Origin of the sequence: Microcystis aeruginosa LEGE 91341 (assembly GCF_015206885.1) — a bacterium.
Taxonomy (GTDB): Bacteria; Cyanobacteriota; Cyanobacteriia; order Cyanobacteriales; family Microcystaceae; genus Microcystis; species Microcystis aeruginosa_H.
In genome coordinates this window covers 1-13558 of the sequence record NZ_JADEXY010000011.1, presented here as the reverse complement: position 1 = coordinate 13558, position 13558 = coordinate 1, and the positions used below count along the sequence as shown (strand labels likewise).

The window sequence follows — 13558 nt, the reverse complement described above, 5'->3', positions numbered from 1 at the left end:
ACTGTAGAGGTTGAAGAGGATATTTTTTTACACCAAAGTTAACTCGCGCTCCTCAATATTTTGGAACATCAGGGTACTCAGATAACGTTCTCCAAAACTAGGCTGAATCACCACAATTAATTTACCCTCATTTTCCGGTCGTTGGGCCAGTTGAATCGCAGCGCAAAGATTGGCACCGGAAGAAATCCCTGAAAGTAAACCCTCTTCTTTTGCCAAACGACGACCAAATTGAAAAGCTTCTTCATCACTGACGGTAATTACCTCATCAATCAGATCCCTGCGTAAAACTTCCGGAATAAAACCCGCACCGATACCCTGAATTTTATGGGGACCGGGATTACCCCCAGAAATCACCGGACTATTGAAAGGTTCCACCGCGACTACTTGAAAACTAGGTTTACGCGATTTAATCAATTCAGCGACTCCCGTAATCGTGCCTCCAGTACCCACACCCGCAACAATAAAATCTACCTGTCCCTCCGTATCTTGCCAAATTTCCTCAGCAGTGGTGAGACGGTGAATTTCTGGGTTAGAAGGGTTGCGAAATTGTTGCAACATATAAGCGCCGGGGATACTATCGACAATTTGCTGCGCGCGTAAAATTGCCCCTTTCATACCTTGGGAACCGGGGGTAAGTTCTAGGGTAGCACCGTAGGCTTTTAACATCGCCCGGCGCTCTAAACTCATCGTTTCCGGCATAGTTAAAATCAAGCGATAACCCTTAGCTGCCGCAGTCATCGCTAGAGCAATTCCCGTATTGCCAGAGGTGGGTTCCACTAAAACCGTGGTTTCTGGATTGATTAAACCCGCTTTTTCGGCGCTATTAATCATGTGGGTGCCAATACGGTCTTTGACGGAAGCAGCGGGATTCATCCCTTCTAATTTCATCACAATTCGGCCAAGACAGCCCTCCGCTTGGGGAATCCGATTCAATTGTACTAAAGGTGTGCGGCCAACCAATTCGGTGACATCGTGAGCGATACGCATGATATTTTCTCAGTCTGGGTGATTCGTGTGCTTAGTTATAGCGGTAAGCTCTCAGCTTTAGCGTTTGAGAATTTCCTCACTAGCCAAGGAGGCGCTATATAGTTCACTTATAGCAAAGGCCAGCCCTAGATCGGCAAAATTTCCGTTTTCCTTTGTTTCTTTAGTCAGTCCGAGTTAATTCCCAGAGACAGGCAAAACTACCATGACCGATAAGATTGCTTTTTTCCAAAAGCTTATACTTGTACTAAAATAATTATGGATAGTTTACTAAAGTCAGAATTACGGTCATGACCATTAAATCTAATCTAGCCCTATTGAAAGAACAACACATAGAAATTAAGGGCTATTTGAGCGATAGGTTAAAAGCACGTCATCTAGAATGGATTGTAGAACATCTTGATGATCCTGTAGCGGCGGAATTGTTCCAGATTATCATACAAGAACGAAATGAGAGAGCGAAAGTTAATTCAACTCAGTCCTTGCAAATATCCAGACACGAGGGCAAAATTGAACAGTTAGGAAAAAGTAATCAGAATTTATCCAACGAGAATGTTGAGCTTAAACAAGAAGTTAGTTATTGGCAAGAAAAAGTTAATGAGTTGCTACACAAGTTAGAGCGGTTACGTCAAGATTTATTAGACTTTGATCAATCTGAGATTTATCGTTTAGGTCAATGGTTAAAGGCTAGTCTATCTAAAACTGGCTGGGAACGTCAACAGGCTTTACTAGAAAAGGAATTAGTTCATAAAGACAGTTATAATCTAGCGGTGAGCGATCTAAAAAATACTATTCAGCAACAACAGGATGGGATTACACACATAAAAGAGCGAGCTATCTCTACAGTTGAATCTTTGGAAAAAACTAATGATAAACTACGAAGACAACTGGGGGATATTAAAAAGTATATTATTAATAACTATGGCGATAAAAAGTGGCAAGAAATCAGTCGTTACTTTGCAGATGACCAGGAAGAACTCAAGCAATGAATTTACTAGAAGAAATGAACTATCGCCAATGGCAAAAAAGAAATAGTGAAGTATTTTATGGCCTTTCCCTAGAGCAACAAAGACAAGCGAGAAAAAATGGCTATTATAATAGCGGTTGGGGAAAGGTCAAAAGCTCTTGGGAACTTCTTCAGGATTTTAAAAATAATGCTTATAAAGTTGTTAGTTTATTTGAGCATGAATTAAATAAAGGAAATCTCGCCAAAGCCATTGATTTAACAATTATTGAGTCCGAAAAAGCCGAAAAAATGTCTAAAGAAGGAAAACAAGAGTTAGAAAAAATCTCGAAAAATTTGCATGAAATAGCCGATAAAGCTTTGGCTAAATATCCTTTATTATGATTATTATGTGCTGCCATGACTAAAATATCAAAATCAAAGTTGTCCCAATTATATAGCTCCGATGAAATTGCAGAAATCTGGAATGCTAATCAACATCTAGCAGTTATCGAACATCCCCAAAAAGGATTAATTAGCCCGAATCAATATCGAACAATGGCCAAAGAAAAACCCTGTCCTTTTTGTGGTAAAAAGATGAAACATGGCGAAGAATTTAAAACTTCTTCTCAGTTAGAAGCTATCAAAAGGGGTTACGAATATAATAATTATCAAGGAGAAAAAGTTATTAATCAAATTAATCAGATATTTTTTCACCCCAATTATGTCACTATCGATCATATAATTAATAAGGTTCGATGTCCCGAAAAAATGTTTGATTTTGACAATTTACAACTGTTATGCTGGCAGTGTAACCAAGCAAAAAGTGATGATAATGCCTATGAACTTCGTCACACTTATGAGTATTTATCTAGTCTAGTCGATGAAACAGCAATTCGTTATCCTCTTCTTGAAAAGACCAATGACTTAGCCGAGTTTAACAAACCTTAATTTTAATCAACCTTAATTAACTTTATCATCTGATCAAATAGCCTTGGATTTTAATTGAAACCCCATGGTAAAATTCCCCTATAATTGAATTGAGCTAATCTGAGGCAAAATCAATAACTTATTTGCTTTTGCCTCATGTCTAATACTAAATCCGGTTATTAAAGAATGATTATTTATTCCCCCTTTTGCCTATTGCCTGTCTTGATATGTAGCAGATACTCAACGGATTTAGTATCATTACGTCGCACTTGAGAAAAGGAGCATTTAAAGTCAGGCTAAATTTTTATGAAATTTTCTTGACTATTATGACAAAAAATGCTAACTGTTCCGATAATTATCAGTAGTTTTTGATGAAATTATCACAAATTACTGGCAAGTTTAATTATTAAAAGAGGTTGAGCGCCCAGGGACAAATTCAAAACCTAGCTGCTAACAACCGAAAAAGTTGGGTTAGTATTAGGGGAGATACCCTCTGAGGAGTTGCACTAATTATATGGACATCAAATTAATCTTGTTGGCATTAACGGCTGTATTCACCGTCTCTTGTCTCTTTTTCGGCACCCGCAACGGTTTTTACGATAGCGATAACTACGATGGCAATGGTTCGGCTCACTAACCAGTCATCATAATCAGGGTTGCCATGGTTCAACGCTCTACTGCTGTCTGGGGGTCGAAATCCCTTTTATCCTGTTTACCTTTTGGTGTCGGTCACACATCGGAAGGGGTTTGTCTCCTACTGAAAATCGGTCCCTATCGCATACTTTTAGATTGCGGTTTGGCCGATATGCAACCCCTCACCCAAAACAAAAAACCACCCGTAGATCTGGTGTTCTGTAGTCATGCCCACAGCGATCACATCCGTGGGTTAATGGCTCTCCATCAGACCTATCCCCAATTGCCAGTTTATGCCAGTGAGGTGACAGTGCAACTGTTGCCCCTACAATGGCCCGATTCTGCCGAGGAAATCGGCAGTTTCTGCCTGGGTTGGCCATGGCGATCACCGATAGATCTCTTTGATGATCTCACCGTCGAGATTTTTCCAGCCGGCCACCTACCCGGGGCCGCCGTGGTCCTATTCACCTACAAAACCCCCGAACGCACCTATAAAGTCCTCTATACTGGCGATTTTTCCCTATCTAATTTTCAACTGGTGGAAGGATTATCGATCGATCTGCTGCGGGGAGTATCCCCCGATGTGCTGATTATTGAAGGCAGTTACGGCACAGAACGCCATCCCCACCGACGACAGCAGGAAAAACAGTTGATGAATCGCATCTATCATGCGATCGCTGAGGGACAAAATGTCCTACTACCCGTCCCCGCTTTGGGATTAGGTCAAGAAATTTTAAAATTACTGCGATCGCACCACCAATTCACAGGCCGCGACATTGATATCTGGGTTGGGGGCAAGATCGCTAAAGCTTGCGATGCCTACCTAGAACTTTTACCACAATTTCCCGCATCTGTCCAGAATTTTGCCAAACATCAGCCCTTATTTTGGGATGAGCGCATCTGTCCCCGGTTGCGAAGGTTGCCAGAAAAACCGACACCTCTAGGGGGAACCACTCCGATAATTTTACTAATCGATCGCCTAGAGGAGGTGAGTAAATATCTGCAAGGGGATAAACCCTGGTTAATGTTAGTTCCCCAACACCTGCACGATATCAACCTGGAGAATCCCCGATTAAAAGCGGCACAGCGTTCGCGATTAATTAGCCAAGAAACCTATCTACTCGCCGAACATAGCGATAGTCGCAACACCACCCAACTGATCCATAACCTGCGACCGCAGCATATCATGTTCGTCCATGGCTCCCCCCTATATCTAGCGGATTTGACCAGTTTAGAAGAATTACAAAGCCGTTATCAACTCCATTCTCCGGCCGTAGGAACCCTGGTGGAATTGCCTATTGGCGATCGCTTTTTGCAACCGACACCTCCGGCCCCTAGTCACTATGAGGGAGAATTAAATGAATCGGATTCGATCATCACTATCACCTTACCAGAGCCGATCACCCGGGATCCCCGGTGGAGTAATTTCGCCGATACGGGACTGGTAGAAGCTCGCTGGCAAGGGGAAGAATTATTATTGCGGGGAGTCTCCCAACGGGAATTATTAAGCGAGAGTCCCAATCGCATCACCAAAGCTTTAGAGGAGATGGATTGCTGTCGTGTCTGTGTCCACTACAAAAGTCAGCGCTGTTGGAATCCCGCTTCTCCTCTCTACGGTTTTAAAGTGGTTGCTGAAGGCTATTGTCCCGTTTTTGAAGCCAATATATAATTAGGGTTTGCTGAAAGGTGGGGTTAGGAGTCAGTAGCTGGTCGTCAGTAGCCGGTCGTCGGTCGTTTCAGGCTTTGTTGTCCTCTTTTTTTGTACCAGTTTGTGTACTCAAAGAATGATAATGCAAGGTTTTTGAATATCCCAATCCTATTTTCGCAGCATGAACATCGGATTTTAGCAGGTCAAAAGCCTTATTTTAAAAGGGTTTTACCATTATTCAGCAAACCCTACTTATTAGGTTGATTTTGCCCGGGCCAGCCAATGGAGGTTAAAAATCCCTTGATAGATGGGATTATGGACCCGCAGCCGGCCCTGGTCTTTAATCACCAACCCCGATAGAAGTAACTCTTTTTCTGGGGGGCTATCCTCGGCAATCACCTCTTTTTCCCTTAAAATCCGTTCATAGAGTCTCAGGAGCAACTGGGAGCGATGACTGTTGAGAAGCCGATCGCGAATAGTCCGCAGATGTTCCGGTTCATCCTGAGCCTCCCAATTGTCAATGATCTTCTTCTGTACTAAGTCCTCAATCCAGGGGGCCTCACCATTGGGGGGAATCGGCGAGGTGGCGGTACGAATTAACTGACAGAGTTTTTGGGTCAGAAAAGGTTGACCGTTTGTCCAGGCAAAGACTTCTTTTAAGACAGTTTGCGGGTTACTAAATTTCTCGGCCAATCCGCGCAGTAAAGGCTGGGCTTCGTGTTCCTTAAAACCCTCTAATTGAATCCAATGACCGATATTAAAAGGGGTGATTTGGTGGTCGGTAATTAAATCGGAGGGGGTGACAACACCGAAGAAAGCGAAGGTCAAACGCCGATAGAGGGGGTTAAAGCCGCGCTGGTTATAGCAGGAACGAATCAGGGCAAAAAAGTCATTAACCGCGAAATTTAAGCCCAAAACGCTATCGATTTCATCGATAAAAATCACGATTGGTTTCGGGGGAGAACCGTCCAGTATCCCCACTTCCAGCAATAACACTTCTTCGATAAATTCGCCCAAGCGCTGCACTGCCGAGACATCTTCCCGTTCTTGCCACCAAGCTTTCAGATTGACCCTTTTGAGCAGGCCAAAACGTCGCCCTAACTCGAAGGCTATCCCCTTGTACCATTGGTCGGCAGTGACATTTTCACTGCCGATGCGGGTTAAATCAATGGGAGCGCAAGAGATGCCCTCGTGTTGGAGGTGATCGATCATGCGTACCATTAAACTAGACTTACCCATTTGACGGGGATTGAGAACATAGCAAAAATCGCCGCGTTTGAGGGCTTTATAGAGATAACGGTCGGCGGCGCGGACCACGTAGGTGGGGGCATCCATGGGTAAACTGCCCCCCACTTGGTAGTCAAAGGTGCTAGATTCTTCGGTACTTCTGAGCAGTTCATTTTCAAACAGTAATTCTGCTTGGGTGGCCTTGAGAATTTCTAGGGTTTGGCTGAGTTCTAGGGTGCGCTCCTCCACTTTCTGTTCTAGGGTGCGGCTATACTCGGCCAATTCTTCGGTAAAGCGAATCCGTTCCGCTTCCGCCTGTTTTCGTTCGCTAATATCGGTAAAAGCGGTGATCGCATAGATAATTTCCCCTTTTTCGTCAAAAACGGGTGTGGCATACACTTCTAGGGGAATAATCTTCTCTCCTTGGTGAACTTCTATATCATCCACCGTGTTTTTTTCCCCCCTTAAAGCTCGGACAATCGGATGGTATTCTGTGGGATACAATCGATCGGTTCCAGCTTGATATAACTGATAGGTTTCCCCCAACTGATTAGCCGTGGTGATATTAACTATCTCTTTTCCTAAAATCTCTTGGGCGGTTTGATTGGCGTAGTAGGGTTGACTGTCGGCATCAAGGACAAATACCCCCACTGGCATGGCTTCTAAAAATTGCGCTAGTTGTCTCTGTTTGGCTTTGATTTCGGCGTAGAGTTTGGCGTTAGTAATTGCGATCGCCGCTTGGCTGGAGAGCAGTTGCAGCACTTCCAATCTTTCTTGGGTAAAAGCCCCGACGGTGAGATTATTTTCTAGATAGACAATTCCCCGCAGTTGTCCTTGGTCGAGCAGGGGTGTGCAGAGCAGCGATTTGGTTTGATGGGTTTTAATATAGGGATCGTTGCTAAAATTGCCCTGATGGGCAGCATCTTTATTAAGAACGGTTTGACCGCTCCGGGCCACATAGTTAATAATTGAGACGGGAAGATGTTCTTCGATCGCATTAGATTTAAAGACTGTCACCCCATCTTCCTGCACTGAACCGGAGGCTTCAATCAATAGTTGTCCGCCGCTTTCTAGGATAAGATAGCCCAGCTGCGCCCCCGCATTTTCGATGAGAATTTTCATCAGGGTGGCGAGTAATTGATCTAAAACTATCTCGCTAGAAATGGCTTGGGATGCCTTCATAATCGTGGCTAAATCTAATAGTTCTCCCGCATGACTAACTGAATTTTTTCTGGTGGTAGTTCTCGTGGTTTCGGTCGGGGAATTATAACCATAGTTATTGACCATTAACTGAGAATAGCGGCTTTCTATATCTTTGACTTTAGCTGTTGCTCCCCAAAGAGAATAGAGATAAGCCGCTTCACTGATGTAGGTTTTGGCAATTTTTACTTTACCCCAATCGAGATAGAATTTCGCCGCTAGTTCGTTAGCCAGTGCTTCCTCATTAATGTATTCATTTTCCTTGGCTTTAGCAATGGCTAGATCGTAGTTTTCTATGGCTTCTAGATAAGATTGCTGCACCCGGTCTTTTTCCGCTTGCACTAAATAAAATTTATGGAGATAGTTAGAGGGGGCTTGATTAGCCCATTCCCAAAGCTTTTTCTGATTATTCGTCACTCGTTCTAAGACTTGCTGTTTTTGGTCATTGTCCAGATGATTATAAATAGCTAAATGAGCGAGGGAATCATAAAAATTATGCAGAGAAATCAAGAAAGTTGCGGTGGCTCCCCCTAGATATTTTTGGGCTTGGTTAGCATTTTCAATGGCTGTTTCGTACTGTCTGAATAGATAACAAAGGTATAATTTATTAACAAATAAAGCACAGAGACCGTAGAGATCATTAGCCTCTAGATGGTACGTTAACATAACAGTTTCTTGATAGTATTTTCCTTCTAAACGGCTGGGATTTTCCGAGTGCCCCAGCAGATTTAAAACTGTTTGTCCGTAGATTTTTAGATAGTTGCGGGTGTTTTCTTGTTTGAGCTTAACAAAAGCCAGATCATAGTTAGCTATTTCTTGGGCTAATTCTGTTAATTCCTGTCCGATAAAGGCGGAATGAAAACAGTAAAGATAGGCGCAGATCGTTCCGTAGTAGAGATCACCCATCTCCAAACCAGTTTGATAGGAAGATTTTAACAAGGACAGGGAATTTTTAATCGGTTCTTTCCAGATACTAATAGTGGTGGAAAAAACGGCAATTATTTTTGGCATCAGGGCTTTAGCATGAAATTTATCGGCAATGTTTAAAGCCAATTTTCCAAATTGATAACCCGTTTTCCAATCTTCCAAAAGACCACAAAGAATTAAGCCATAATTTACATAAGTAAAAGCCGCTAGATAACTATTGCCGTACTGAATTGATAAGTTAATCTGTTTTGATACTAGGATGGGTAAGAGATGAGGGGCGGCAATAAAAATCGGAGAAAATATAGCACTTGCTATTTTCATTATTGCTAATTTTTCTTCCTCATTTATCTGCGGTAAATTAATTAAATCTTCGATATTTTTACCCGCTAGTTTTTGCCTAGTTTTATTCAGTTCTTCCTGGATATCTGATGATTGTAAGGATTGAGGAATCTCGAAATCTAAGCTTTTGAGGACAGATAAGCCAATTTGTACCGCTTTTAGTTCGTGATTTTGGGCGTGATAGGCTTCGATGATGACTTCATAAACTTTGATTTTATCTAGGGTGGTTTTTGCCTGTTTTAATACTAGATTAGCCCAGCATTGCATCTGCTCAAAATCCCCACTTAAATAGGCGATTTCTGTGGCTTCAGAATAAATATTTAAAGTCAGTTGATAGTTATTTTTCCAGCTTGATTTTTTGAGAAGTTTTTGAGCAATTTTAATATACTTTAATGCTCCAGTTTGGGCATTAGCGGCTTTGGCTTTTTGGGCTGCTAGTAAATTCAAGTTAGCCACTGACTCTCGTTCTTTTTCCTCGCTAATTAGTTGACAACCAAGATTGAGATGATCGACTATTTTAAAAATCTTTTCCGATAATTCATTGGTGGCATTATGCTGCCAAAGTAGGCGACCAATTGTTAAATGAATTAAAGATTTTTTGCTGTCCTCGATGAGAGCATAGGCTCCTTGTTGAATACGATCATGAGCAAATTTATATTCTTGAATTAGTAATTGTTCATCTAATTCGGAGAGGGGAATAATTAAACCAGCTTCGCTACTATAAGTTAAAATTGGTAAAAGTTCTGGGGGTGATTTTTCAGAGATTACTGCTAGAATATTTAAATTAAATTCTGAGCCAAGACAAGCTGCTAAACTTAAAATTTCCTGGGTTTCGGGAAGCAATTTCTGCATTTTACCCATCATAAATTGAATCAGATTATCGGTACTGCCAATCCTTTGAATTTGGCCGAGATGCCATTGCCAATAGCCCCTATTATTCTCGGTTTTAGTGGTTGTTTCCTGCTCTGGTTGGAAAAACAGCAAATTTTCCCAGTAGATAGTTTTGAGAAATTCACTGACAAAAAAAGGATTACCGTGGGTTTTTTGCCAGACTAAAGCGGACAAAGATTGCACATATTCTGGTGAATGATTTAAGGTGTCGGCAATTAACTGATTGACCTGTGCAGGACCCAGAGGTCTTAAAATAACTTGATTGATAATTATGCCCCCCTGCTCTAATTTATCGAGGGTAGCGGTTAGGGGGTGGGTGGAATTAATTTCATTACTGCGATAGGAGCCAATTAAAAATAAATAGTCCATATCGCCATCGAGCATAATTAATTCTATCAACTGGAGACTAGCCAAGTCTGCCCATTGTAAATCATCGAGAAAGATGACCAGGGGATGTTCTGGGGAACAAAAGACCCGAATAAAATTTTTAAAGACTAAATTAAAGCGATTTTGAGTAGCGATCGCTCCTAATTGTAACACCTCTGGTTGTGGACCGATAATTAATTCTAATTCGGGAATCACATCAATAATAACCCGTGCATTCGTCCCCAAAGATTTTAGGAGTTTTTGTCGCCATAGTTGCAGTTGTGGCTGACTTTCCCCCAAAAGTTGCTTGACGAGATGAGTCAAAGCGCTAATCACGGCAGCATAGGGAATATCGCGCTGAAACTGGTCAAATTTACCAGAGATAAAAAAGCCGCGTTTTTCAGTAATTGGCTGATAAATTTCCTTAACCAAGGTGGTTTTACCCATGCCAGAATAACCCGTAACTAGCATCAGTTCGGTGTGAGAGGAGTTTTTATCCACCGTGGCTACCCGTTGAAAAGCAGTGAGGAGAGTGGCGATTTCCGCCTCCCTGCCGTAGAGTTTTTGGGGAATTTGGAACTGATTGGCTAGATCTTGCCTAGCGATGACAAAATCTTCAATTTTACCCGTTGTTTCTAGTTGTCTTAAACATTCTTCTAAATCTGCCCGAATACCGTAGGCGCTTTGGTATCGTTCCTCGGGGGTTTTAGCCATCAGTTTCCTGATGATTGCTTCCACCAATGGGGGAATTTTCTCCCTGACGAGACTATTAATCTGCAAGGGTTGTTTTGCCAGATGACAGTGAACTAATTCCAAAGCATCGTTAGCCCGAAAAGGTAATTGTCCGGTGAGCAGTTCATAGAAGCTAACGCCCAAGGAATAAAAATCCGTGCGGTAATCGAGACTGCGATTCATCCGTCCGGTTTGTTCGGGAGAAATATAGGCTAAAGTCCCCTCGAGGACGTTGGGATTTTTTAGCCCCGGATTTTCCCGCTGCAGGACGCTGGCAATGCCAAAATCGATGATTTTAATTTGTCCGGTTTCGGGATTAAGAACTATATTGGCAGGATTAATATCTTTGTGAATAACCTTGGCGTTGTGAATTTTCTCTAAATTAGCCACTATTCGGAGTGCAAGGCTTAAAAAGTCCCTTAAGGCTAGGGTTTTGCCCCCTAGCCATTTTTTTAAGGATATGCCCCCGAAATCTTCCAAAATAATCACGGGAGTTCTGCGGTAGGTTTCTAAGCCATAGGCTTTAATCGCCTCCTCGAAGTTCAGACCGCAGATGGTTTTATACTCCTGTTTGTAGTGGGTTAGTTCTTGGGTGGTGGGGTATTCTTGCTTGAGGATTTTGAGCATAACCGGTTGATTATCGGCGATGCGAATGGCCCGATAGACTTCTGAGTTAACGCTTTCGTAAACCTGGGCAAGAATGTCGTATCCGTTGAGAACAATCATTTTTTTACTTGGCGATTGTAAATAGCTGCGGGTCTCCCCCAGAAAAATTCTCTGCGAACCAAGACCAGACTCCGCAAGGCTGAAAGAACTCGATTTACCTGTGAGACGGAAGGACGGGGAGAAGGGACTACCTGCTCGAAATACTCGGAATGCAAGGTCAAACCAAAGTGAACATCTTCAGGTAAGCTCAGTTTAGCAATCGGTCCGTCCTTGAGATTGTCAGGGTTAAATAACCAGGCTTCTAATACTTTGGTCGGAGTTAAAACCGTCGTCAATAGATAGCCCTGTTCTTGGGGAATAAACTGAATGCTATCTAAAATATAGCCATCGGGACAAACATAAAAATCCAGTAGTCCCCGACCTAAATATGATACATGAGTATCACTGGCATTTTTTTCTTGGCTAATCTGTTGACTTAACTGATTCCAATCCTTATCGAAGGGAACCTTGGCTAATACCGAGGGCAAGTCATGACAGGGAAGTTCGGCATCGCTGAGGATGCGATTGCTTTGGTCGCGACAATCCATATACTGACGACGACAAATTAATTCGCGCACATAACCGAGATAGATTTGATAAATAGCACTGTATCCCTGTTCCGATTCCCGGGGGTCGGCGGTGTAGAGACCAGTACAGAACCAACCCGGATGGATGAAAGCTTGTTCGCTCATCACCCTGGCATCTTCGATAACCACTTTGCGCAGCACTCCGGCGTCAAAGGAAAACATCCAGGGAATGCCGTGGTATTCGGGGGGATAACTCTGACCGGTAAAATGTTGGATATCGTCTTTTTCGATCGCTTCGGTTAAACTAATAGTGGCATTTTGGATGGCCACAATCTGAATTTGACCGTTGGTACTATGGTAACTACAAAGGAAGTGATAACTGTCTCCATTGAAGGTAATTAATCGCGAGGGAACGGTGGTTTCTTCTTCCTTGAGGTCTTGACGTTTAACCAGATAAATTTGAGTTTTCGGATAGGTTTCTTCGGGTCTGATTCTGATACCTAATAGTTTGGCCACTCCCATCTGAAAAGGCATATCGGGAATCATGATATAATCCTCGGTGACGATGACCGAATGGGGACTACCATCGAGGATAGTTCCCTGTAGTTTCCAGGGTTTAAGTTGTTTTTGTTGATCCCAAAGCACAATATACACCGAAGAATCTAAATCTTTTAACATACCTCCCGATGCAAGTTTTAGCTTTAATTCACAGGTGATAAATTCTTTGGTCTTTTTGTCGTAGAAGGGGTGGGCGGTATTTTGTATGACTGGGAAAAAAGACAAAAGCACGGAAACAATATGTTGGTCAAAATAACCAATCGGAGTGATAGTATCAAGGGAAACGGGGTCCACTTCCCAGTAACGTCCCGCATCGGCAGTGAGAATTAATCTGGTTTCTTCTAGTTGTTTATCTTCGGAAACTTTTTCTAGTTTAACCATAGCAGTATTCGCTATTTCCGAAGAACCTAAAATGCTGACCACTGCGGGAAAAGTGGCTTGACTAATATTAAATATCGGTAAAACTTTTCGCCAAAAACTATCCCAAGTCTTTAGTTTTTTACTGTAAACGTTAACTTGATTATTTTTCCCTTGCAAGTCCCATCTAATAATTACACCTTCGCCAGAGAACAAATGACGGTCATTTTTTCTATGAAAAGGACAGACGATAAAAACGTATCCCGACAGATTTTCCGGCCAATGTCCCTCGGTAATTGTGGCGACTGCCTTATATAAATTGTTCTCATCTGGTTGACCGAGTTGCGAGCGACTAAAATTACTAACGTTGACAGTATTTTGGACAGTATCTTTGATTGACATATTCATAAGTAGGGTTTGCGGCAAAAAGTTTGTTGGTGGGGTTAGTAGCCGGTCGTCGGTGGTCAGGAGATAGGATTCAGAAGTCAGGATTCAGGAGCCAGGAGACAGGTTTTAGGTGTTGGGGTGTTGGGGTTTTAGTTCAATTTCCCCACCTCCCCAATTCATAATTCATAATTCATAATTCATAAT

8 protein-coding genes are annotated in these 13558 nt (G+C 42.4%); 5 read left to right on the top strand and 3 right to left on the bottom strand.

Annotated features, from left to right (window positions below; genetic code table 11):
• Positions 1–27 precede the first annotated feature (27 nt).
• Complete coding sequence (cysK, locus tag IQ234_RS03250) at positions 28–987, bottom strand: cysteine synthase A (RefSeq protein ID WP_193956019.1); 960 nt, start codon at positions 985–987, stop codon at positions 28–30.
• 287 nt (positions 988–1274) lie between these two features.
• Between cysK and IQ234_RS03245 the strand changes: the two genes are divergently transcribed.
• The 5 genes from IQ234_RS03245 (at position 1275) to IQ234_RS03230 (ending at position 5159) form a co-directional block, all read left to right on the top strand.
• Positions 1275–1973 carry a hypothetical protein gene (locus IQ234_RS03245; RefSeq protein ID WP_193956018.1) on the top strand — a complete coding sequence of 233 codons (699 nt, stop codon included), beginning with the start codon at positions 1275–1277 and terminating at the stop codon, positions 1971–1973.
• Positions 1970–2332: a hypothetical protein gene (locus IQ234_RS03240; RefSeq protein WP_193956017.1), complete on the top strand. Its 363-nt coding sequence runs from the start codon at positions 1970–1972 to the stop codon at positions 2330–2332. Before IQ234_RS03245 ends, IQ234_RS03240 begins: the two co-directional genes overlap by 4 nt.
• 15 nt (positions 2333–2347) lie before the next feature.
• The gene (locus tag IQ234_RS03235) at positions 2348–2878 is read left to right on the top strand and encodes an HNH endonuclease (RefSeq protein ID WP_193956016.1); all 531 of its coding nucleotides are present in this window, start codon (positions 2348–2350) and stop codon (positions 2876–2878) included.
• Positions 2879–3371: 493 nt separating this feature from the next.
• Entirely contained in the window at positions 3372–3494 is a 123-nt protein-coding gene (locus IQ234_RS21525) for a hypothetical protein (protein ID WP_002737208.1), read from the top strand.
• A 24-nt stretch (positions 3495–3518) separates the two neighbouring features.
• Positions 3519–5159, top strand: coding sequence for an MBL fold metallo-hydrolase (locus IQ234_RS03230; protein WP_193956015.1), 1641 nt, complete (start codon positions 3519–3521; stop codon positions 5157–5159).
• Between the two features lie 234 nt (positions 5160–5393).
• Here the strand turns inward: IQ234_RS03230 and IQ234_RS03225 are convergent, their stop codons facing one another.
• Both IQ234_RS03225 and IQ234_RS03220 read right to left on the bottom strand, forming a co-directional pair.
• The gene (locus IQ234_RS03225) at positions 5394–11546 is read right to left on the bottom strand and encodes an AAA family ATPase (RefSeq protein ID WP_193956014.1); all 6153 of its coding nucleotides are present in this window, start codon (positions 11544–11546) and stop codon (positions 5394–5396) included.
• A complete protein-coding gene (locus IQ234_RS03220; RefSeq protein WP_193956013.1) occupies positions 11543–13375 on the bottom strand; it encodes a carotenoid oxygenase family protein in 1833 nt (610 codons plus the stop codon). The genes IQ234_RS03225 and IQ234_RS03220 overlap by 4 nt, the downstream gene beginning before the upstream one ends.
• Positions 13376–13558 lie beyond the last annotated feature (183 nt).

Coding starts and splice junctions, on each gene's coding strand:
- IQ234_RS03220 (WP_193956013.1), bottom strand. CDS start 13,375: ATGAATATGTCAATCAAAGATACTGTCCAAAATACTGTCAACGTTAGT.
- IQ234_RS03230 (WP_193956015.1), top strand. CDS start 3,519: ATGGTTCAACGCTCTACTGCTGTCTGGGGGTCGAAATCCCTTTTATCC.
- IQ234_RS03235 (WP_193956016.1), top strand. CDS start 2,348: ATGACTAAAATATCAAAATCAAAGTTGTCCCAATTATATAGCTCCGAT.
- IQ234_RS21525 (WP_002737208.1), top strand. CDS start 3,372: ATGGACATCAAATTAATCTTGTTGGCATTAACGGCTGTATTCACCGTC.
- cysK (WP_193956019.1), bottom strand. CDS start 987: ATGCGTATCGCTCACGATGTCACCGAATTGGTTGGCCGCACACCTTTA.
- IQ234_RS03225 (WP_193956014.1), bottom strand. CDS start 11,546: ATGATTGTTCTCAACGGATACGACATTCTTGCCCAGGTTTACGAAAGC.
- IQ234_RS03240 (WP_193956017.1), top strand. CDS start 1,970: ATGAATTTACTAGAAGAAATGAACTATCGCCAATGGCAAAAAAGAAAT.
- IQ234_RS03245 (WP_193956018.1), top strand. CDS start 1,275: ATGACCATTAAATCTAATCTAGCCCTATTGAAAGAACAACACATAGAA.